General features: G+C 46.3%; 17 protein-coding genes. 7 read left to right on the top strand and 10 right to left on the bottom strand.

Annotated features, from left to right (window positions below):
- Window positions 1-85 precede the first annotated feature (85 nt).
- The 4 genes from EXU57_RS02965 to EXU57_RS02950 form a co-directional block, all read right to left on the bottom strand.
- Window positions 86-1,327 carry a hypothetical protein gene (locus EXU57_RS02965; protein ID WP_133266666.1) on the bottom strand — a complete coding sequence of 414 codons (1,242 nt, stop codon included), beginning with the start codon at window positions 1,325-1,327 and terminating at the stop codon, window positions 86-88.
- Between the two features lie 415 nt (window positions 1,328-1,742).
- Window positions 1,743-3,482 carry a carboxypeptidase-like regulatory domain-containing protein gene (locus EXU57_RS02960; RefSeq protein WP_165958007.1) on the bottom strand — a complete coding sequence of 580 codons (1,740 nt, stop codon included), beginning with the start codon at window positions 3,480-3,482 and terminating at the stop codon, window positions 1,743-1,745.
- Between the two features lie 103 nt (window positions 3,483-3,585).
- Window positions 3,586-4,557, bottom strand: coding sequence for a FecR family protein (locus tag EXU57_RS02955; protein ID WP_133266664.1), 972 nt, complete (start codon window positions 4,555-4,557; stop codon window positions 3,586-3,588).
- 4 nt (window positions 4,558-4,561) lie between these two features.
- Window positions 4,562-5,122, bottom strand: a complete 561-nt coding sequence (locus EXU57_RS02950; protein WP_243745482.1) for an RNA polymerase sigma-70 factor — start codon at window positions 5,120-5,122, stop codon at window positions 4,562-4,564.
- Window positions 5,123-5,399: 277 nt separating this feature from the next.
- On the opposite strand from EXU57_RS02950, the gene EXU57_RS02945 reads away from it, so the two are divergent.
- Complete coding sequence (locus EXU57_RS02945; RefSeq protein ID WP_133266662.1) at window positions 5,400-6,284, top strand: alpha/beta hydrolase; 885 nt, start codon at window positions 5,400-5,402, stop codon at window positions 6,282-6,284.
- Between the two features lie 281 nt (window positions 6,285-6,565).
- Window positions 6,566-7,747 (top strand): dipeptidase, encoded by a 1,182-nt coding sequence (locus tag EXU57_RS02940; protein WP_133266661.1) that lies wholly within the window; start codon window positions 6,566-6,568, stop codon window positions 7,745-7,747.
- A gap of 58 nt (window positions 7,748-7,805) precedes the next feature.
- On the opposite strand, the gene EXU57_RS02935 is transcribed toward EXU57_RS02940, so the two are convergent.
- The 4 genes from EXU57_RS02935 to EXU57_RS02920 form a co-directional block, all read right to left on the bottom strand.
- Complete coding sequence (locus tag EXU57_RS02935) at window positions 7,806-10,001, bottom strand: penicillin acylase family protein (protein ID WP_133266660.1); 2,196 nt, start codon at window positions 9,999-10,001, stop codon at window positions 7,806-7,808.
- A gap of 45 nt (window positions 10,002-10,046) precedes the next feature.
- Window positions 10,047-11,288 carry a M20 family metallo-hydrolase gene (locus EXU57_RS02930; protein ID WP_133266659.1) on the bottom strand — a complete coding sequence of 414 codons (1,242 nt, stop codon included), beginning with the start codon at window positions 11,286-11,288 and terminating at the stop codon, window positions 10,047-10,049.
- Between the two features lie 521 nt (window positions 11,289-11,809).
- A complete protein-coding gene (locus tag EXU57_RS02925) occupies window positions 11,810-13,624 on the bottom strand; it encodes a M61 family metallopeptidase (RefSeq protein WP_133266658.1) in 1,815 nt (604 codons plus the stop codon).
- A gap of 759 nt (window positions 13,625-14,383) precedes the next feature.
- A complete protein-coding gene (locus EXU57_RS02920) occupies window positions 14,384-14,872 on the bottom strand; it encodes a metallophosphoesterase family protein (protein WP_133266657.1) in 489 nt (162 codons plus the stop codon).
- Between the two features lie 377 nt (window positions 14,873-15,249).
- On the opposite strand from EXU57_RS02920, the gene EXU57_RS02915 reads away from it, so the two are divergent.
- The 5 genes from EXU57_RS02915 (at window position 15,250) to EXU57_RS02900 (ending at window position 21,377) form a co-directional block, all read left to right on the top strand.
- Window positions 15,250-16,407: a homogentisate 1,2-dioxygenase gene (locus tag EXU57_RS02915; RefSeq protein ID WP_133266656.1), complete on the top strand. Its 1,158-nt coding sequence runs from the start codon at window positions 15,250-15,252 to the stop codon at window positions 16,405-16,407.
- 73 nt (window positions 16,408-16,480) lie between these two features.
- A complete protein-coding gene (locus EXU57_RS24955; protein WP_165958006.1) occupies window positions 16,481-16,657 on the top strand; it encodes a hypothetical protein in 177 nt (58 codons plus the stop codon).
- Window positions 16,658-16,680: 23 nt separating this feature from the next.
- Window positions 16,681-17,079: a hypothetical protein gene (locus tag EXU57_RS02910; RefSeq protein ID WP_133266655.1), complete on the top strand. Its 399-nt coding sequence runs from the start codon at window positions 16,681-16,683 to the stop codon at window positions 17,077-17,079.
- Window positions 17,080-17,322: 243 nt separating this feature from the next.
- On the top strand, window positions 17,323-18,462 hold the full coding sequence (locus EXU57_RS02905) for a TlpA disulfide reductase family protein (protein ID WP_133266654.1): 1,140 nt from the start codon (window positions 17,323-17,325) through the stop codon (window positions 18,460-18,462).
- A gap of 104 nt (window positions 18,463-18,566) precedes the next feature.
- On the top strand, window positions 18,567-21,377 hold the full coding sequence (locus tag EXU57_RS02900) for a TolB family protein (protein ID WP_133266653.1): 2,811 nt from the start codon (window positions 18,567-18,569) through the stop codon (window positions 21,375-21,377).
- 84 nt (window positions 21,378-21,461) lie between these two features.
- Here EXU57_RS02900 and EXU57_RS02895 read toward each other — a convergent pair whose 3' ends face one another.
- Together EXU57_RS02895 and EXU57_RS02890 are read right to left on the bottom strand one after the other, a co-directional pair.
- Window positions 21,462-22,400 (bottom strand): magnesium transporter CorA family protein, encoded by a 939-nt coding sequence (locus EXU57_RS02895; protein WP_133266652.1) that lies wholly within the window; start codon window positions 22,398-22,400, stop codon window positions 21,462-21,464.
- A gap of 300 nt (window positions 22,401-22,700) precedes the next feature.
- Complete coding sequence (locus EXU57_RS02890) at window positions 22,701-23,519, bottom strand: alpha/beta hydrolase (RefSeq protein WP_133266651.1); 819 nt, start codon at window positions 23,517-23,519, stop codon at window positions 22,701-22,703.
- Between the last annotated feature and the right edge of the window lie 53 nt (window positions 23,520-23,572).

Raw genomic sequence — 23,572 nt, 5'->3', positions numbered from 1 at the left:
AGTGCGACGCAACGATGTCCTATAGAATTCCTGTGGCCGGGTCCATAATTTGCTTAAGTAAACGGCATTGATGTAAGATTGATGATTAAAAGAAACTTATTCCGGCATTCCAGCCTATCCATCCGTCAACATTGCGGGCTACCCTGAATGTATGATAAGTAGCTGCCGGGAGCGTTGATTTGTAACCGGGAACGGGCAGGTGTTGTTCTTTATAGTAGGCCGAAAAAGAAGGTCCCCCGAAAATGCTTAAGTGTTTACCAAGGTTGACATGCAGATCAAGATTAAACTTATTCAGCAGGTTGAACTTTCTAAATGAGCCGAGGTAAACATACTGCGCACTTACTTCAGGGTTTAACGAAAACAGGTTGCTTATTGCGATCTCTTTGCCCAGACCCGCACCAAAAGAATAAACTTTGTCATGGTTAACTGCGCTGGCCCCGGCAAGTATCATGCTGTACAATTGCTTTGTACCCGTTTTTAGTGTTGCATTTACCTGCATCACTTCGTTCGTTGTGATTGCGAGTTTATGGTAACCCCTTGGAACAATATTAATGAGCCCTATGCTATAACCATCGGATGTATCCGCAATGTTTATGAGTCCGATTTGAACACCGCGTAGTTTTTTTGTTCGGTTTACAATACCTGATACTTGAACCCCGTCCACAGCGCGTGCAAAGTTTGCTATGCCTGCTACCTGTATACCCCTCATATGTTTATTCAGGTAGTTGGAGATACCTGCGACCTGCAATCCTTCGCCACTGTTTGCATGGTTGTAGATACCGCCAACCTGTAAGCCATTAAGATCGCCGTTCACCAGGTTATGAATTCCGGCGATCTGTAACCCTGTTACGCCTGCACCAACTTTGTTGTAAAGGCCACCAATTTGTACGCCCTGGGTATAGTCGCGGGTAAGGTTAAAAAGTCCGCCTATTTGTAAGCCCCTGGTGTATCCTTTATTGAGGTTAAACAAACCTCCAAGTTCAAAACCGCTCGTTCCACCGGTTTCGCCGCCGAGAATATTAAATGAAAACGAGTTGATGATTTTTGTACTGTACCTGCCCTGTGTACTTAGTCCTGGCGTAAAGGAGATTTGAAAGGGTACACCATTCATCTTAAGTGAATCAAATAAAATGCTCATGCTGTTGAATGCCACTTCTGTTACGAGCGTCAACGGCTTAGGGCTGCCATTGTACAATCGCGGCGTAGTGGTTTGCTGAGTGGTATGCTGGTATAATGTTGTATACCTTGAGTTCTCTTGTGCGTCTGAGGTTTGGGTTGATAAAAGACCTGCTGTCAATATCGCAAGTCCGAATTTCCTATAGATCATAATTTTCGATTTTAAGTATGATCATTTCAGGGCCTTTTACCCCTACGCCCGGGAGGAAAAAAGTTTGAATACCTGATGAACGGCGAAAAAGGGTGATGAAAGAGAAATATGAATGATGTTTTAAATCCCTGCTGTTATTGCGAGTACAACGAAGCATTCCCTTGCTTTAGCATTGTGGGAATGATGGTAGTATAGTTCACCCGGTGGTCATCGTAAATCCAACGAAACAATACCCAGGTCTGGGATGGTAGGTATGATGATAGTAAGATTGGGAACATAATGTGCCCTTCCATTCGCTGAGACAGGCATGAAGAGACTTTCTTTTATTACAATCCGACCCCAATCGAATTTGCAATTACGAACCTGCACTACCAAGCAAACTGCTTAGCTAACGACATTGATTCGTGGTTTGTGATTAAAAAAAGGCCACGCCAACGTTCCATCCGATCCAGCCTTCTGCGCCACCAAAAACCGGGTAACTGCGCCTGCTTTCGCCGGGCAGTTTGAATTTGTAGCCCGGTATGGCTACAGACTGGTCAGACTGGTGTATGTTAAAAGAAGGGCCTCCAAACAGGGCAAGTCGCCTGAGGGGACGCAGGTGAAAATCGAGTTGGAACTTATGCAGCAGGTTGAAATCAAAGACACTTCCCAGGTAAAGGTATTGCGAAGAAAGCTCGGGATTAATGGAGAAGTATTTCGATAGCGTAAATTCACGACCAATACCATATCCGAGGGCAAATGCCTTCTCAAATTCAGAACGGTTGTAACCGGCTGTAAGAATACTGTAGAGCTTTTTGTTACCGGTTTTAAAGGCCGCGTTGATATTTGTTGTTTCATTGCTGCTGATGGCGAGCTTGTGATACCCTTTGAAAACAATATTCAACAAACCTATGCTATACCCATCTGAGGTATCCGCAATATTGATCAGGCCGATCTGAACCCCGCGGAGTCGCTTGGCATAGTTGAAAATACCGGCGATTTGTACCCCATCCATTTCCCTGTTTGCAAGGTTTCCTATCCCGGCAATTTGAACCCCGCCAACTTTTTCTTTTGTGAAATTGCTAACCCCTGCCACCTGTATTCCACTGACCGTATCAGACACGTGGTTGTATAGGCCTGCAACCTGCACCCCCGCAAACCGTTCGCGAACAATGTTACTAATACCCGCGACTTGTACCCCGGTTGCCGCTGCTAGCAGGGTATTATTGATCCCCCCAACCTGCACCCCTGTCATATTGCCCCCGTTGATGTTGAATAAGCCAGCAACCTGCGTGTACTTAACTTCCTGCTTATTGATGTTGAATAGACCAGCCAGTTCGAGACCTCTTACCCCACCCGTATAACCGCCCAAAATGTTTAGCGAGAAGTTGTTGCTCACCTGCGAACTTAACTTTCCCTGGGTACTCAAACCGGGTGTAAACGATACCTGGAAAGGACGGGAGGTGAAGAAGTTGCGCAGGTTAAGACTTCGAATTTTTTGGCCCGCAGTAAGCAGGAAACCCGCACGACGCGTACTTTCCACTCCTGTGGTGTCGGCATGAAGGGTAAGCGGTTCGGGAATGATTTCAGGCTTAACGAGCGGGATATCATAGTAGTCAGTCGGTTTAATAACAACGATTTCGCCACGACCGTTTTCAGGCGTTAACAGTATGGTCAGCTGTTGATTAAGTTTGGGGGAAACGGCAACCGTTGTGTCTTCGTACATGAACTTGCTGATGGTTAAAGCAGCATGTTTGTACCTGTTTTTCATCCTGATCTTAAAATAGCCATCGCTATTGGTGAGAACAGAGGCGAGTTGTTTTTTTTCGTAGATCGTGGCATCCTGCAAACGAAGATTTGTGTTTGCATCGAGAACATATCCATTTACGGCATAGTGTTTTTCTTCAGCAACGGCAGCATTGGTTACGATGGTAATTTTGGCCGGAAGCAATCTGAGGATCAGGTAATTGTTGCTTTCAATGTAGGTGTACCTGTTTTCAAGAATGGCGTCAAGCAACTGTTTTACCGTTGTGTTGCCGGCTGGTGCTGACACCTTTTTGATAGGGTTTATTATACTGCTGTTGTACGAAAAGTAGAAATTGCCTTTATTGCTGATGAGTCTTAATGCCTGCTCCACTGGCATACCGGAAATGTTTACGGCAACAACCTTGTTCAATATCTGCGCTTGTGATGCTACTGAGCATAGGAGGAAGAAAAAAATAATTAAGGGCTTAAACATGATAGCGTATCTGCCGGAAAAGTATAAATTTTGAGTAATACTATTTCAACAAAATGGTATCACCTGTTTGAACCCATGTTATGCCAAATGTTGCTGAAACGATGTTGAGGATGGTCTCCAGGCTTTGGTCATTAAAGGTAGTCGTTAACCTGAGGTCCTTGATTTGTTCGCGCCCGAATCGAAATTGAACATTATATGCCAGCGATAATTTTTCAGTAAGTTCCATCAACGGGGTGTTTCTGCAAACAAATTGCCTGGTCCGGTAATAATTATAAAGTACGTTTGTTTGCATTTGAACCCTTGCGGTAGTATCCTTTTTTGCAATGCTGACTTTTTGTTTGGGCTTAAGCGTGATGGCCTGTTTTGGGTTACTCACTACCACTGTGCCACTTTCAACAATCACAGTAGTCACTGCTTCCCTGCTGTTCACATTAAAGGACGTACCGGTAACCCTTACCGTCGCTTCATCGGTAGTAATGATAAAAGGCCTTCCCGGATCAGGCGAGACGTTAAAAAATGCCTCACCTTGCAGCGACACCAACCGCTGATCGTCGTTGAACCTGGCAGGGAATGTCAGGCTGGAGTTCTTGTTAAGGGTGATGATGGAACCATCTGGCAGGGTGTCGTGGATTACCGCGTTTGTGCTGACTAACCTGCTTTCTTTAGGGGTTCCATCATATACAAGCAGGCTCACGATAAATGTGGCTGCAACAAGAATTACTGCTGCTGCAATCGCCACACCTCTATACCGCGAAAAAGTAACCACTTTTGCCCCGGCGGGTGGCTGGATTCTTAGTTGAAGCTTTTGCCAGGCTTCTTCTTCACCAGGTGCGTTTTCCGGGCCAAGAATGCGGCTCTGTTGCCAGATCTGTCTGAACTGTTGATAATACCTGTTGTTTTCGGAGGACGCAGCAATCCAGTCCCGCACGGTTGTCTCTTCCCCGGGCGAAGCTTCTCCGAGCATTACCTTTACCAGCAAGTCATCAATCGTATCGTGGATATCTTCGCTCAAGCATTCATTTTAAAAAGTTCATAATTAGCAGGATCACGGGCATGAAATCAACTAGTTTCAGCCGGAGCAAGCGCAGCGCTTTACCCATCTGGTTTTCTACCGTTTTTACGGAAATGTTTAACTGTTCGGCAATTTCACGGTAACGCAATTCATTAAACCTGCTAAGTTGGAAGATGGTCCGGCATTGCTCAGGAAGATCGTTTAGTGCCTTCCGAAGCTGGTGTTCCAGCTCTTGTAAGCCTACCTTACTTTCGCTGTCATGTGATGTTTGCTGATGATGGTGCATGGCGTAGGTTTCGTATTTCGATTTCACCTGCTGTTGTCTAAGATGATTCAGGCTTTCGTGGTATACCGCCTTGTACAGGTAGGCTTTCAGCGATGTATCAATTGTTAACTGCTCCCGCTTTGCCCATATTTTGTAGAAAACATTTTGCACCATTTCTTCTGCCAAAACTTCATCTTTAAGAATGGTAAAGGCATAGGCATGAAGACTCTTGAAATTAGCTTTAAAGGCTGTTTCAAAAAACTTGATATCACCCCTCCTGATTGGTTCAAATTCCTCCACGCTGTTAGTTATGGTATCGCCGCAATAAGACGTATTTAATGGTAAGATGCTTTCCCGTGAGACTTACCCCTATGCCGGCGCAAAATAAATTTTGATGCTGTTCACCCATCAGGGTCACAATCATCAAAATAAATCAAAACTAAGCAGTTGGCAAAAGGTTGCTGGTCAATTCGGTTTAGCCCATCACACCACCAACTGTTAACAGAGCCAGGGAAACAGCGCTGGCGCTGCTTTTCTAAACCCGGCAGGGTGGCCTGCAAATTGTCAACAACTTTGCATGACAGAAGGCGTATATGAACTGAGGAATGGACGGAAATTGGGGTATGCACTTTATGGCCCGGGAGATGGGGAACGGGTGTTGTATTTTCACGGTACCCCCAGCTCACGACTGGAGCCATTGATCCTCGGAAGTTACCACAAGAACATAGAGGAGTTATTGCACCATTTCCATTTACAACTGGTTTCAATTGACCGCCCCGGAATGGGCCGCTCCACATTTGATCCCAGGGGTGACTTTCGTTCGTTTGCCATTGATGTGCAGGAGCTTACAACCGATTGGGAGATCAGCCGGACAAAGGTGCTTTGCTGGTCGGGTGGTGGCCCGTTTGCCCTTTCCCTGGCTTATCATTTTCCCTCACTGATCCGGCAGGTATATATCATAACCGGGTTTAGCCGGAGTTTTAGTGAACCACGGGTGTTCAGGAATATGAATGGGAATATTTATTACTTCTGGGCCGCACGTAACATTCCCTGGCTCCTGCGTCGTATTCTGAACTTTATCGGTAAGCGGGAAGCACACCGGCCAATTCCCAGGTGGCTGTCGGGCTTACCCGACGTTGATCATGCATTGCTCAGTGATCCCGCAACCATAAACCACTTTAGCAAGTGTACGTTAAACGAAGCTTGCCGGCAGGGTAGTGCCGGACTGGTTCACGATGCGGCTGGTTATTTTGGAGAGACTGGTTATCACTTGCAACAGATAGCGCAACCTGTCCATTACTGGTATGGGCTCAAAGACAATACGGTAAGCAATGTTCACCCGGCGGCAGTAGAGAAGTATGTGCCAAATGCAACCATGCATTACAAAGAAAACGAGGGGCACTTGTCTGTGTACATCAATTGGATAGAGGAGGTGCTGCAAACAATCAAAGAGAACAGTTAAGGTCATAATGCAACAAAGGCGGCGCTTGTTGCCTTGTTGCAAAATATTTAAGCTGGCACGTCGCGTTCAGTAATACAGTATTAAATACACCAGGTGTATCGCATCTATTCGCCACATGGGTTAACGCTCCGGGTGAGCTGGGTGTTCATTGTCGTCCACCTTCTTCTGCATATTCCTTCAATCATAAATTAACGCGAGTAAAGTTTCAGGTAAGACAAGATTGTACAAGGTAGCTTTTATGCCTGCCGGGTTTTTTGCTTTACTTTATCCAAAATCTTCCAATGCGGTTTATCGTTAGCTTTTTGATATCAATGGGGCTGCTATCTGTTCCTACCCTCACGTTTGCGCAACCTTACATAAAGCTGCATCGAAAAGCAGTGCTCATCGATACGCATAACGATGTTCTTGAAAAGGCAATGCCGAAAGGTCTTAGTTTCGACCACGACCTTAAAGGAAAAACACAGTCGGATTTAACCCGTTTTGGCGAGGGTGGTATGGACATCCAGATCTTTTCAATCTGGTGCGATGGCAACGACAAACTCCCTTTTGGCATTGCCAACAGGCAGATAGATACCCTGTATACCACTGCCGCCCGCAACAAGGACCGCATGTTGATGGTTACTTCCCCGGCCAGCCTTAGGCAAGCCCTACGCCAAAAGAAATTAGGGGCAATGATCGGTGTGGAAGGAGGCCATATGATTGAAAACGATCTTGCAAAATTGCAGGCCTTGTTTGACCGCGGCGCCCGCTACCTTACCCTCACCCACAATGTTTCCACACCATGGGCAACGTCCGCCTGGGAGGAGACGCACGACTCCCTATTGCACCAGCCAAAAGGATTAAACGATCTCGGCCGAAAGGTGGTTGAAAAGATGAACCAGTTGGGTATGCTTGTCGACGTGAGTCATGTTGGTGAACAGACTTTCTACGATATCATCAAACTCACTTCAAAACCAATTATCGCTTCGCATAGCAGCGTGTACCAGATTTGCCCGGTTCCACGTAACCTGAAAGACGAGCAGATTAAAGCCATTGCGAAAAATGGCGGAGTGATCCATATTAATTTTTATTCAGGCTTCCTCGACAGCACCTACGACAAAAGAAAAAACGCTTTTATTCAGTCGCATAAGGCTGAAGCAGACTCCCTTAAACTTGCAGATATGCCCGGTTATCGGATGGAGGAATACATTGCAGAAAAATATGCCGCCGAAGCAGATGCCTTACGCGCACCATTATCAGCCGTGATCGATCATATCGACTATATCGTTAAGCTGGTTGGGATCAACCATGTTGGCATTGGTTCAGATTTCGATGGCATCGAGTCTTCTCCAAGATACCTGGATGGTGTGCAGGACTTCCCGATCATAACCCGGGAGCTTCTTGCCCGTGGATACCGGAAAAAAGACATCCAAAAGATTCTGGGTGCAAATTTTATCCGGGTTTTCAAAGCAAATATGCCATGATACACAAACAACGGAATTATGGGAGCCATTTGGCAGATAACCGTTCTGTGATTCGACGCTATTCTCCGGGATGATACCTGCGTTCCCGGTGTTTCAAAACATCCGACTTATAGAAATATGCATCCTTAAATCCACCGGAGGCATACAGTGGTGCCTGGTCAAAGTAGTGTGGCGATGCAGGATCTGCGCTTTGCCCGAAATACATTATCGACTTTGCCCTTATCCGCTTACCAAAGGCTACAATTGCAGAATACGTGTTGCCGGTTACACCGTAAATTTTTTTCTGTCCGGGTTCCGATTTTGCAGTAAACGCAAACAACGATCCCATGCCTCCGGGTACCGCACCTACCGGCAAGCTGGGTTTACGATCATCAAACTTTTCCAATGTTCCACTGGTATGCACCCTTTGTAACCTGTTGATTTCTCCCCAGGCGATAAACGCGGTTCCGAAATCTTTCACAAGGGTGTCTGTAGCATCAGCAAGCAGTCCTACCGCAATGCTATCCGGTGCGGGTAGTTGTTTCCCGGCAAGCAGGTTTGCTACATAATCGCCATAAGCGGCCGACCTGCGTCGTTTTTGTGCCCAGTCTGTATAATTCAGATACCAGGCAACTGCGAGACTGGTTTCTTTGCTGGTGATTGAATATCGATGGTCCCAATTGCGCAGCAAAGCAACTACTGCCTTTAGCTTAGCTTCGAGATGAGGTTGCAGTTTTACCTGGCGGTCGTAGGCGCTGATGACCTGCGGCATCCAGTTCTCCATCATTGGCAGGTGATTGCTGACCACCAACTTTTCGAACGCATCAAAAGAGATCTTGCCTGGTTTCGACAAAAGCTGCAATGCTTCTTCTGCCCGGAAATTTTGATCTTCCGTCGCCATATACAAAGGATAGTTCTCCTTTTTCGGACTGCTTTCTCCTGCTGACAAATACGGGGTTGAATTACTATTTAGAATAAAGCCGGTTGCCGGGTTTGTTACCTGCACTATTTCGTTTAGTTCATGAATGCCGGCCCATTCGGTAGCGGGATTACTGCCATCCACAGGCAAGCGCCAGTTGAAAGTCGTGTCCCGTTTAGGTATAGCATTGCCATGCCAGTAAGCAATATTGCCGAACCGGTCGGCGTATGAGGTGTTTGGGTAACCCAGCGCACGTTCGTTCATGGCTGCGGTAAAGCTTTTTTTATCTCTCGACCGCATCAGGTTCCAGCACTGCATAATGTATCGGTCCTGGGGTGCCGTAACATTCTTGATGGTGAGCAACGTTGAGTCGCGTCGTGCAACCACGGGACCATGATGGGTTTTCGTAAAGCGAAAGATCCTGCTCTCTATAATATCGCCGCGCTTCACCCGTACAGTATCCTGCCAAAAGGTTGCTTTTCTATATGCATTGGCATACCGGTACATCGATGAGTCGGTTGGATTGAAATGTTCTACGTAAACATCTTCGAAGTCGGCCGCTGAATTGGTATGCGCCCAGCCGGTATAACGGTTAAAACCACTCCAGATATAGAAGTTGCCAAACATGGCGAACCCCGAAACGTTTAGCCCGCTTTTAGATACCAGGTGGGCCTCATAACGCTGCCCAACGCCAAAAAGTGAAACGTGTGGATTAATCAGCAACATGGTATGGCCTGTGGTGGTTTTTGAGGGCGCAAGAACCATTGTGTTCGATCCGCTTTCGCTTTGTTGCCTCACCGAAGGATTATCCGTCGGTATACCGGCGGTCACCATTTGATAAAAATTCCTGCTTTCTTGTGCAGACACGCCATGACCGCTGGGCCGAGTAGGTTCGGGCATAAGAAAAAACCAGGGTTCATAACGGGTAAGCAGGCGCTTTTCTAAAGCCGGGTAATTGTGCAGGTAAAAGTTGATTGCTGCTGCTCCTGCATCGCACAATTGCCTGATGAAAGGGCTGGCCGCCGCATAGGTCGCTTTTCCTTCTGTTACGCATTCAAACAGCCTGGTGTTTGCGTCGGCGGCTAAGAATCGTTCACCATAGATCTCTGCCGCTCTTCCCAGGTTTTGGATATAAGTATCTTCCAGTTGCCAGTAATTGTCTTCGCATTGCGCATACATAAGTCCAAATACCACGTCAGCATCTGTTTTGCCATAGATATGCGGTACCCCCCAGTTATCACGGATAATGGTTACACGGTGTGCCTGTTTTTTCCAGCTGGGAAGCCCGGGATCGGGCTGCGATTGCGCATAAAGCAGGGGTTGAATGAACAGCAAAAAGACGAAAATTGATCGCATAAAAAGGGTTTAATGCGGCGTAAACAAAGACAATAATCGAGGATCTTAGTTTTTATTTGAGAGGATGTCTAGTACGGTTCCATAGAGCACTTCGGCGCCCAGGGCCAAATCTTCGTACGAAGCGTACTCAAGCGGGTTATGGCTGATTCCATCTTTGCAGCGCACGAAAATCATCCCGTAATCGCATGCATAACTAAGCGCCAGCGCATCATGAAACGGGCCACTCATAAGTTCCGGTGCATCCAGCAAAAGCCTGGCGCATTGCTGATGAATAATCTCTTTTATCCATCCTGCACAGTAGCGCGGTTCACTGTTTGTGTCTTCTGTAATCTCGTAGGTTAATCCGTGTTTTTTGGCAATGTCGTTTATACGTGCCCTAAGCTGAGCCTCGTACCGGTTGCGCCGGCTATGGTCAATGTCGCGGAGGTCAACGGTAAAGGTTACTTCTTCAGGAATAATATTTCGGCTTGCCGGAAAAACGTTGATGGTCCCCACGGTTCCAACCGTCTCAGCACCACGTACCTGGTTTGCAATTTCATTCACGGCAACGATCACTTCAGCGGCGCCAACCAGTGCATCTTTGCGCAGGTGCATAGGTACCGAGCCCGTATGTCCCGCCATGCCTTTCATTTTCACGGTAAGCCAAAGTGGACCCGAAATGCCGGAAACAACGCCAATGGGTTTACGTGCAAGATCAAGAATGGGACCTTGCTCGATATGTAGTTCAAGAAAGCAGAAGATGCTACCCGCAGGATATTCACTTTCTTTGAATTTTGTTGGATCGCAACCAAAATCGATCAGGGCTTGTTCACGGGTGATCCCATCTTTATCCGTACGCTGAAGTTCACCATCTTCTAACCTGCCCAAAATGCCCCTGCTGCCAAACAGGCCTTTGTTAAAGCGCCACCCTTCTTCATCGGCAAACGATACGATCTCTATTGTTCTTGCAGGTTTTATCCCGTTTTCCACGAGTGTGTTCACCGCTTCAATTGCACATAGTACGCCAGCAACACCATCAAACCTTCCGCCATATGGTTGTGAGTCGAGGTGCGATCCCATCATCAGCACCGGCAACGATGGGTCGGTACCATACAGTCGTCCAATCAGGTTCCCAAAACTATCGATACGTATCGTCATATTAGCGTCGAGCATCCAGGTGGCAGCAAGTTCGAAAGCTTTCTTCTCAACGGGGGTCATCGTTGGCCTGCAGGTGCCCGTTTCACCCAGTTTACCAATCTCACTCATTTGCTCAAAGTGCTGTTGCAGTCTGGCGGAATTGATCGTCATGATGATTATAGATTAAAACTTATGCATGTAGCGTTCACTTATTAGGGTTCATTCAATGAATTGCACCTGTGAGACGAGATCCCGAAAGTTGTAACTCCGCTTGTCGGTTACATTGGTGAATGCAATTTCCTCCGGTTGTATCCGAAAAACAATCACATGGCCGCAGCTTATCATTTATTAAGCAAACGGATGGGTGTTATGCATAGCATTACACAAAGTACAACTCAACGCATTTTTTTGGGACGAGCTGTATAGCTACTATGAAGCTCCGGTTGTGTCACTCACTTTTACCACATAACACTATTCGGCAGTTTTTTTAAGCACTATTTCTCCAAGCTTACTTGTCACTCACAACTTATCACTTAAGTGTTCTAACTCTTAACTCTTAACTCTTCACTCATAACGCTCCACTCATAACGCTCAACTCCCAACGCTCAACTCAAAACGCCTACTCACAACTCAAACGCATTGCTCCCAATTCTTAATTCTCAATTCTTAACTCTGAATTCCTGGCGCTCACCTCATTGCTTTGCTTTCGTTTCCAACCACGCGGTTTTAAAAGCAGCCGTTTTTTCGGTACCGGCCCCGTCTGTTGCTACAACCTGCACAAAGTTGTTTTCAGAAAGTTCCAGCTGCGATGTGATCGTTTTATCACGGTGGCGAAAAACCACAGCGAGCTTATCGCCGGGTTTACCGGCAGATATGATCTTGTCGACCTCACCGGTTTGGGTGATGGCAGTTCCGTTGATTGAAACCAGCACGTCATCAATGTCCAACCCCGCATTATACCAGGGTGTTCCCTTTATGGTATTTGATGCCAATACTACTTCATTGTTTCTGCCGGCGGTAAAGGAGCCCGGGCCGGCCCATGCCTTGCCTTTTCCTGCTGCACGTAAGGTGAACCCTGCGGGGGCCAGGGCGGTGTTGTAGTCGAATGGTTCGTGACCATAAACATAGCGGCTGAAAAAGCCAGCTGCATATGCCTTGTTGGTGATTGCCGCAAGTGCTTCCTCCAATGCAGGCATGGTATAAGGCTTTTCTGTTTTGCCAAACCGCTTCCACAGCTCACGCATAAAATGATCGAGGGTTGTTCCCGGAAATCGTCCGCGCAGGTCAAGATCGAGTGCCAGAGCAATAGCGCCACCAAGAGTGTAGTAGGAAGCAAACATGTTCTGGTAATTTGTCCGGTCAATTGAAACTCCTGCATCCACAAAAACCGCACGCTCGCTGTTTTCATTAGGGGAGTAATCGGTGCCACCCGGCCGGTTGGACTTGGTGTTGATGAGCCCCGAAATGTTATCTATGAAGTCCTGCTCTGTTACAAAGCCGGCACGTTTTAAGATGAGTTCGCCATAGTATTGTGTAAACCCCTCGGCAACCCACAACCCCTCCGACATATTGCTTTTTTCGAAGTTAAATGGCTCCAGCTGGTAAGGTCGTATCCGTTCAACGTTCCAGCAATGAAAAAACTCGTGTGAAAAAACGCCGAGCGATCCATCGCTGCCGGTAAAGTTTCTCGGCGACGTGATCATCGTTGAATTACGGTGCTCCATGCCATCACTTTTTACATATGGGTTGATGCTTGCGAGGAAGGTATAGGTGCCATAATCATAGGCCGGCACTTCGCCAAATACAGCCTGTGCCTCAAGCACTACCTTTTCTACCTTCTTCGCAAAACTGTCGATTAGCGATGGCCGGCCGTCGGCTTCAAGTGCCAGCCTGATCTGGTATTCTTTTTTGTCTGGGTTTGCAATTGTCCACGCATTGATCTTCAGGTCGCCGATTTTAACCGGTGAGTCCATAAAGTACTGCAGCCCCGGCGCGGTAAATACGTTTGCTTTATTTCCGGGCTTTAGCTGGGTAGCAATTTTCCAGTTTGCCGGGTTAACGAATTCAACCTCGATCGGCGCTTTGTCCAAACCTTTAACCCACATAAAGGTTGCAGGCATATTAAGGTGGTAGCCCGCAGCATCAATGGCGGTATAGGTGCCGTCAGCATAATTGCCGTATAACGTATAGGTAACCCTAACTGATCCCTTGTGGGTGGGTACCCTGTAAACATCAGCATCTGCCTTTTCTACCTTCAAGGGTGCTCCTGCAGCGTCGTAAGCTTTTACGTTGTACACGTTTTTACCAAATTCATGTGTGGCATACCTGCCAGGGGACGACCTGCTCATCCGGAACAACGCGGGACCTGCGGGGAGTTTATCTACCGTCAGGCTGATCTCTGCTTCATGATGGGCCGCGTTAGGCGCGTCGAACCTATAGCGAATAGATTGGGCAAAGCCATTAACCATGAGAGTGGAAAAGGAAAACAAAAGCAGCAAAGACTTCATGCAAATAATTTGGCTAAAAATAAGGAAAGGGGAAGGTTAGTGGAGCGGTAAGATAAAAAAGTCAAAAGTCAAAGGTCAAAAATCAAAAGTAAAAAGTAAAAAGTCAAAAGTCAAAAGTCTAAAATGAAAACCTGCATCATTGGTATGGTTACCATTGCACGTTACAGACCAAACGCAGCCTTAACCGTCACGTGGCATAATTCATCTCTCATAAATCATAGACTCAAGATTGCACAACCCATATAACATTCAACATTCAACATCTAAAATAATCCATCACGTCTCATCACTCATCACTCATCAGGCATCACTCTGAATTCATAACTCTTAACTCATAACTCAGAACTCATCTCATATCCCCAAGATTGCACAACCCATATAACATGCAACATTCAACATTCAACATAATGCATTACAACTCATCTCTCTAAATTCATCACGCTAAATTCACAACTCATCTCTCATAGCCTCCAGATTGCACAACCCCATATAACATGCAAAATTCAACGTTCAAAAAAATGCATTACAACTCATCACTTTGAATTCATAACTCATCTCTCATCACTCTAAATTCATCACTCTAAATTCAATGTCGTTTAGTTAAGCCGATTATGTAATCTGTTTGCCCAGCTACTTCCAATGGTACAAGAGTGCGACGCAACGATGTCCTATAGATTTCCTGTGGCCGGGTCCATAAAAATTTGCTTAAGTAAACGGCATTGACTCTAAATTCATAACTCTTAACTCATAACTCATCTCTCACCGCAATTCTATCACCTGGCAGTCCTTAATGTCGGCACCATCGATACTGAACCGGAGCAGGGTGCGTACTTTATGCCATCCCTGCCGGCCGGCCGCACCAGGGTTCATGTGCAGGCACTTGTACGTTTTATCATAAATGACCTTTAAAATGTGGGAGTGGCCGGATATAAATAAACGGGGTTGATAGTCTGCGATCTCTTTTTTCGCAAGGGGGGTGTATTTACCGGGGTAGCCACCAATGTGGATCATCAATACTTTTACCTCTTCGCAGGTAAATCTTGTCACCTCAGGGTAAATGCTTCGTATGTCGGGTCCGTCGATATTACCATATACCCCGCGAACTGGCCGGAAGGCCCGCAGTTGTTCTGCAACGGCATCCGAACCAAAGTCGCCAGCGTGCCATACCTCGTCACAATGCTCAAAGTGTTTGAATACAGCGTCATCGAGGTAGTTATGCGTATCTGATATCAGTCCGATCCTTTTCAAGGCGTTCGTTTTTGCAAAAGTAGCTTTGAATATCGTATGAACACCGGCAACAACTGCAGATGTAAATGGTTGAGGAAATAAGTCGTATTTTCAGTATCGCAAACGATTGAAATGCCACTCTTCCGCAATTTTATGTACTGGATAGATAAGCGCAAATGGAAGTACTATTTCCTGATGCTTGCCTTGAACAAGAGCTACCTGGCTGCATAAACCTTTACCTTGGTTAAGAAAATAACCGACCTACATCCATTACTACACCTGGTTCAACGACAACTTAACTATTCCAACGCTTGAATCCTTTATTCGCGCAAGTAAGCACTAGTCGATCCGCTTTATCCGGTGGTAGAGTTGTGGCCTGAACCTATAAATGTATAACAATGCCCCATTACCATACCCTGGGAACAATCCCGCATAAACGCCACACCCAGTTTAGAAAACCTGATGGCAATCTTTATTCTGAGCAGCTTTTTTCAACTGAAGGATTTAGCAGTGATTATTCATTGCTCTACCATACCCATCCACCAACCCGTATCATCAAAACCGATGAGCCGGTAAATATGATGCCCAGGGTTGCCGAGGAGAAAATGCTCAAACACCGGAGTTTCGAAGGTTTTAAGATTAAACCTGCAAAGGATTACCTTGACAGCCGTGTACCGATTCTCGTAAACAATGACCTGCATATTTCCCTTGCTGCGCCACAACAATCATTGGATACATACTTCTATAAAAACGCAGACGCCGATGAACTGCTGTTTGTACATGAAGGTAGTGGAACACTTTACACCCAGTACGGGCAATTACCATTTGGTTATGGTGACTACCTGGTTATCCCACGCGGTTGTATTTACCAGGTAAGCTTTGATACGGGCAGCAACAGGCTATTTATCGTGGAGAGTTTTAGCCCGATCAGGTACCCGAAACGATATGTAAGTAAAAACGGGCAACTGCTTGAGCATGCACCCTTTTCCGAACGCGACATTCGAAGACCAACGGAGCTGCAGACATTAGACCAACCAGGCGACTTTGAGATCCGCACCAAAAAACGAGGGATGTTATACGGGCTCCATTATGGGCACCATCCATTTGATGTGGTCGGCTGGGATGGTTACTGTTATCCTTTTGCTTTCAGCATACACGACTTCGAACCCATTACCGGCAGGGTGCATCAGCCACCCCCGGTGCACCAAACGTTTGAGGCAAACAATTTCGTAGTCTGCAGCTTTTGCCCAAGATTATATGATTATCATCCGCTTTCTATACCGGCGCCCTATAATCACAGTAATATCGATAGCGATGAGTTACTGTACTATGTAGACGGGGACTTTATGAGCCGTAAAAATGTAACACGCGGCATGCTGACCTTACACCCTGCAGGCATTCCCCATGGACCTCACCCCGGAGCAGTTGAGAAAAGTATAGGAAAGAAAGAAACTGCCGAACTTGCTGTAATGGTAGATACCTTTCACCCGTTGCAACTTACCCAGGCTGCAATCGATATTGAAAACGAAGGTTATGTGATGAGCTGGTCGGAGTGAAAATTCGGTTAATAGCCGTGCCCGCTTGAAACGGGGCATTGCCGGCATAGAGAGGGCTCAAATCATATGAACAATGCCGGGCACAAGGATTGAAGGCCAGGAGATTACCGGGGCGCGACTTGCTGCTTTCGGATGCGCTTTACTGGTAAATCACAATGGTTTAATTAAAGCCGACGGCTTGATCTTACACTATTTTGGTCGACCGCAAAGCCGTGTAAAAATTGGTACCACATTTTTAAAAAACATGTAACTTTTCAGCAAAAATCTACGCTTATGATCAAATTCAATGAATTAAAAATTGGCGACCTTGTTATTGCCGATTTCGATGGACAAAAATGGGAAGGAGAGGTAGTTCGGTTAAACGGCGATGAAAAGCAGGTTTGTGTAAGAACGGAAGTGCAGGAATTCTGGTTTGAGCGGGAACAACTGTTTCCCATCACCCTCGACGAGGCACAGCTGTTTAAACTTGGCTTTCAAAAGCAGGAAAACGAAGACGGTTCAATAAAGTATTCCAAAGGTGCTTTCAGGGTATTACTGCACAGTGCCAATGATTTCAGCAATTTCGAAATGTGGTATAGGGAAGACCGCCGTCATATATCCGCGCCCATATTTGTGCACGAATTTCAAAACAAGTATCTCCAGATGACAAAGGTTCAGCTAACACCGGCATAAGCTCAATATAATTTACAACCAAGCGGCTGTCTCAAAAATGAGGCAGCCGCTTTTTATTGGGACCATCGCTTAGAAGCGAAATCATTTAAACGAGTGTTTCATGTCTTGGTCGTTACGGCCCTGCCGTCTCAGGGTGCCGGCCAACGAAAACATTGCTGCAGCAAGCCTGTAATTCGCCTTAAATTTTATCAATGGGCATTGTAAAAGCTTTTTAAAAGCTTAAACTTGCTGAAAATTATTTTCATGAAAACTAGCTTAATCGCGACCGGTTTGCTGATCGCCGTTTCCGGGTTTTCCCAGGACCCGGGAAAACCGTTCAGCCTGGATGGTTCGCTTAAAAATATTCCCGGTGCACAAAAAGTTTACCTGAACTATGCCGCTAATGGTGAAAGAAGACTTGACAGTGCCATGGTGGTTGATAATAAATTTCAATTCAAAGGTGTGATTGGTGAACCGGTACAGGGCAGCCTGATGGTGCGGCATAAACCCGGTGCCGATGGCAAGGTAGCACCTACCATGCGCAGAGATGTTACGGGCATTTACTTATCACCAGGCAAGATGCAGCTTACAGCTGTTGACTCGTTTAGCAACGCTTCCATCAAAGGCTCACCTGCCCAGGATGCCATGGAAAAGCTTGAAGCAAAGCTAAAGCCCATCAATGACCGCGACCAGGCTTTGTATCTGCAATATGTTGAACTTACAAAAGCGAAAGACGAAGCTGGTAAAAAACGCATTGAAGAGGCATCCCAGGCACTCGACAATGAGCGTAAAGCTGTTTACACCGCATTCTTAAATGAGAACCCGGCATCACCGATCGCGGTAAGCCTGATCAGCAGGCTTGCAGGGATAGACATCGACGCTGACAAAATACAGCCCCTGTTTGATAAACTGCCGGCAACGACGAAAGCACTGCCCTCAGCAAAAGAACTGCAGAACCGGATCGAGATTGCCCGTAAAACGGGTATTGGTCGTATGGCAATGGACTTCACGCAAAACGATACCCTTGGTAAACCTGTTAGCCTTTCCTCCATGCGCGGCAAAGTGTTGCTGGTTGATTTTTGGGCAAGCTGGTGCGGTCCCTGCCGAAGGGAAAACCCCAATGTTGTAAAAGCATTCAACGATTATAAAGACAAAGGTTTTCATGTGTTGGGTGTTAGCCTCGATCAGCCAGGCGCGAAAGACAAATGGATCAATGCCATACACGAGGATAACCTCACCTGGACCCATGTTTCCGATCTGAAATACTGGGATAATGATGTTGCAAAAGATTACGGGGTTCGTGGAATTCCATTCAACCTGTTACTGGATAAGGATGGTAAAATCATTGGCAAAAATCTTCGTGGTGAAGCCTTAGAAAAGAAGCTTGCTGAAGTTTTTAACTAAACCGCTTTACTAGAGACCCCGGGAGGATGGCATTGATGGTGCCATCCTCTTTTTTTGCCCCGACTGGTCTGGATGTCAGTATATTTAAGCAGCAAACTTCTCGCATGAATTCCAGAACCAACAAACTGCTTTTTGCGGCAATTACATTCCTATTAGTTCAGCCACTTTTTGCGCAACAGTTCGGCGGAAATCCACCATCATTAAAATGGAACCAGTTAAACACCGATACGGTTCGCGTGATCTATCCGAGAGGACTTGATTCTACCGCCAATCGCGTGGCAGCCGTTGTACATACACTTCAGCGCGAACATACCTCTATTGGCAAAACGCTGCGTAAGGTGAACATTGTATTGCAAAACCAAACGACACTTTCCAACGCCTATGTATCGCTTGCCCCGTACCGGAGCGAGTTTTATTTGATGCCCCCTCAGAACAGCTTTGAGCTTGGTAACCTTAATTGGGCCGATAACCTCGCTTTACACGAGTACAGGCATATTCAACAATACAGCAACTTCAACGTCGGACTATCCCGGATTGCAGGTTATATCCTGGGGCAGGAAGGGCAGGCATTGGCTAATGGGCTTTCTGTACCCGACTGGTTTTTTGAAGGTGATGCCGTCTTCAACGAAACCTCCTTATCCACCAATGGACGTGGACGCCTTCCCGATTTCTTCAATGGCTATAAGTCACTGGCACTGCAGGAAAAAAATTACCGTTTTATGAAACTTCGTAATGGCTCGTACAAGCACTATGTACCGGGGCATTACGAGTTGGGTTACCTGCTCGTTGCTTATGGCAGGGAGCGATTTGGTGCCGGTTTCTGGCTACAGGTTACCCATGATGCTGCAGCATTTAAACCGCTGTTATACCCACTGCAGGGATCGGTAAAAAGATATGCGGGAGTACCGTATAAACAATTCGTTACCGATGCCCTGGCGTACTATAACCAACAATGGTCGCCTCCGCAAAAAGCATCGGTAAATTATATTACCCCCGCTCAGGCCCGGAATGTTGTCAACTACAGGTATCCTTATGTCACCGGGACAGGTGAAATTGTTGCACTCAAATCGTCTTACCGTCAAATTCCTGCTTTTTACCTCCTCAGTAAAACAGGTGAACGAAAGATCGCTTTACGGGAAATTGCTTACGACGACTACTTTTCTTATAATTCTGGCAAGATTGCTTATGCTGTACTTAAGCCTGATCCGCGTTGGGGTTATAAAGAATTCAGCAACATAAAAGTACTTGACCTGGCAACAGGGAGCACCACCCGGCTAACTACCCGCAAGCGCTACTTTTCACCCGACATAGCACATAATGGTAATTTTTTAGTGGCAGCAGAAATGCGCGCTGATCAATCTTCGGCAATTGTATTGTTGGATGCTTCCGGAAAGCGACTGCGGAACATTGCCGAAACAAAAACCGGTGTATACACCTATCCTAAATTCTCTGCAAACGACCAGTGGATATATACAGCGAGCCGGAACAATCGTGGTGAAATGGCGCTCCAGAAATTCAGCGTAAATGGCGGTGACGCGGTTGACCTGATCCCGTTTGGAAACAGGGTAATCGGCTTTCCGGTGGTGCAGGGCGATACCGTTTATTTCAGCAGTTCCTTCAAGGGCAATGATGAAACCTGGGCTTATGTAGAACAATCGCAAAATGTTTTCCGGGTGCTCTCAAACCCAACGGGTATATACCAGGCCGTATTCGACAGCAGGCAAAATCGTATGGTCGCATCTGTATTCACCGCTGATGGTTACCGCCTGGCCGCGTTTCCCAGGGGTCAATGGCAACCGGTTAACCTTTCCGAAAACGCCCTGCCCGACTTGTATGTCGCAAAGGCGCTGAAGCAGGATAACGCACAGGTACTAAATAACGTACCCGCAAGAACCTTTGTTAGTTCGCGTTACCGGAAAGGAAAGGGAGCTTTGAATTTTCATAGTTGGCGGCCTTACTACGATGATCCCGAATTTTCATTTACCCTGTATAGTCAGAACGTTTTGAATACATTGAGAACTGAGTTGTTCTATGCTTACAACAGGAATGAACAAAGTAATAAAGTTGGCGCTAATGGAGTATTTGGTGCCTGGTATGTTCAGCCATTGCTGGGCGTAAACCAAACTTTTCAAAGGCGGGTGCGCTATAACGTTGACACCACCTTTTATTATAATGAATTGAATGCACTGGCTGGCCTGCAATTGCCGCTGAACCTTTCCGGCGGCAGGCAATACCGGTACCTGCAACTGAGTAGTACGATCAACAGGCAGCAGGTAAGCTGGACGGGCCTCGGCAAGCGGCTGTTGAACAACCAGACGTTCAACTTTATCGATAGTCGCATCACCTATTCAGGGCAGTTACAAAGAGCTGTCCAGCAGATTTATCCCCATTGGGCACAAACACTTCAACTCCGGTATAGGACTATCGTCAACAAGTACAAGGCTGCGCAATTCCTTGCTACGGGTAGCGTATACCTACCGGCTTTACATCCCAACCACAGCATTGTACTATCGGCAGGCTATCACACCAGGGATACTGCGAATGAGTATACGTTCAGCAATAATTTCCCGTTTTCACGCGGTTATACGGCTATTGATTTTCCCCGGATGTGGCGGATAGGAGCGAACTATCACTTTCCCCTGTTGTACCCCGACTGGGGTTTTGCAAACCTGGTATATTTCAAACGGGTAAGGCTAAACGGCTTTTACGATTATACCCAAACAAAAAGCCTTAGAACAGGCACCAAATATTTCTTCGGAACTGCGGGTGGGGAGATGTTTTTTGATACCCGTTGGTGGAACCAGCAGGATGTTACTTTTGGGGTTCGTTATAGCCGGCTGCTGGATAAGGAGTACCGGGGGATTACCAGGCCAAACCAGTGGGAGTTTATCTTACCGGTCAACCTAATTAACTAGCTTATTATCGAAGTGGCAAGGTATGCCACTAAAGCCACGTTTTCTGCAACAATGGCTCAGCGGGCTGACCTTAAAGGGGCTATTCTAAAAGAGTTTTTTCTTCAAAAAGTACCAGCCGATAATTACCGAGATCATGATGGATAAAATAACCGGAATGTAAAAAGCATGTTGCGAATGCTGGTAGGGTATGTCTACGTTCATACCGTAGATGCTCGTTACAAGGATCGGGAGGGAGAGGATGATCGTTATCGAAGTTAACCGTTTCATTACATTATTCAGGTTGTTGCTGATAATGCTTGCAAACGCATCCATGGTACTACTTAAGATGTTGGTATAGATATTTGCCATCTCCAGTGCCTGGCTGGTATCTACAATCAGGTCGTTTAAAAACTCACGCTCTTCTTCGGTTAAGCTCAGGTAATTGGTTCTTTCAAGTTTGATCATTAACAACTCGTTACTGCGTAAAGCCGTAACAAAATATACCAGGCTTTTCTGTATGCGAAGCAGGTTCAGCAACTCTTCGTTCCGGTTCGAGTCGTAGAGTTTTTGCTCAAACATGTTGCGTTTGTGGTTGATTTCTTTAAGGAACTCGAGAAAGTTCTGGACGATCTTTTCAAATACCTTCAACAACATCATGTTGCGTTTATCGGGATGTCGCTTCTGAAAAGTGTTCAGGAACTTTTTAATTGCACCGTTATTAAACGAGTTAACGGTAACAATATGGTTGTGTGTTAAAATGATGCAGATGGGAATAGTAATGTAGAATGCATCGCTGTCGTTAAAAGAGTTATTTTCCGCAGGCGTCTTAAGCACCACAAATTTTACGTTATCCTCCATTTCGTAACGTGGCCGCTCGTCAATATCCAGTGAGTCACGCAGGAATTCAATCGGTATCTCCAGGTTGTCGGCGAGTTCAAGAAATTCTTCTTCCTTGAATGGAGGCACCAGGTTAACCCAGATATTATTCTCGGGCTTATCTACTTCTACAGTTTGGCCATCTACATTTTTTAAATACTGGATCATTATCTACGTGGGAGGCATATGGTTAGGGTAAGGGTGTGCGAACGAAATTAAAGCTTATAACTCAATACCTTGTAGTAAACAAATATTTCACACAAACAATACATATGCATTATAAAAGCGGCTGTATTGCAGCTGACTTAGACATTTGGTTTAATGCTAATGTTAGTTTTATACATTCCGAAGGTTACCCCGTCCAATATACTATCCTTTCTAAGGGTCCGCAAGCCTGCTAAACCGCGTAACCTGGCGCTCAGATAATTCTTATCTCGAAACGTATCCGCAAGGAGAAGCCGGAGCGGCTCAATAACCGTTTTTTCTAAAGTATTCTTTGAAGAACAGCAGTTGGTACCGCACCGCTTTGTTCCAGTACGGCCAGTCGTGTTTGCCCGGACGTTCGATATAATCGTGGGGGATTTTCAGCTGCAACATTTTCTCGTGCGTTGCTTTAGTCATCGGATAAATAAAGTCTTCGGTTCCGCAATCAATGATGATGGCAAGTGAATCTTTTGGATAGTGTTCAACGAGGTTAACTACCGACCAGTCGTGGTAGTACTTCTGGTTAGCAATGGTGTCGCCCAAGAGTTTGTCCATTCCATAACCACGGGTTATCCGGCTCACATCCAGTGCTCCGCTCATGCTACCACAGGCGCCAAACCGGTCAGCATGCCGGAAGGCCAGAAACATTCCACCATGGCCGCCCATACTCAACCCGGTGATGGCTCTTGCTTTGCGATCCGCAATCGTGCGATAATTGGCGTCGATGTATTCCGGAATTTCGGTCCCAACATTGGTTTCATAGCGGATGGTTGAGTCAATCGGGCTGTCAAAGTACCAGCTGGTAACAAGGCCATCAGGACATACGATCATCAGGTTGTTCTGATCGGCGAGTTGTTGCAAATCCGGAACCCGGCGCGCCCAATTGTTATAGCTTCCACCCGCACCGTGCAGCAGGTAAACAACCGGGTATCGTTGATTGCCACTTTTGTAGTTTGCCGGGGTAACCACAACACACTTTACGTTTTTACGCATGCTCTTGCTGGAAACAGCTATGGTGTCGATTGATGCCTGCACCTGCACCGAGAAAAGCCAAAGTACTACTACAAACAGGAACTTTTTCATAATGGTAAAAGCCACCGGAGTGGCTTCGTTAAGTTATTGATTAATCTGGTTGA

This window comes from Segetibacter sp. 3557_3, from assembly GCF_004354985.1.
Taxonomy (GTDB): domain Bacteria; phylum Bacteroidota; class Bacteroidia; order Chitinophagales; family Chitinophagaceae; genus Segetibacter.
Note: the sequence above shows the minus strand (reverse complement) of the source record. Positions and strands in the feature narration are given on the sequence as shown.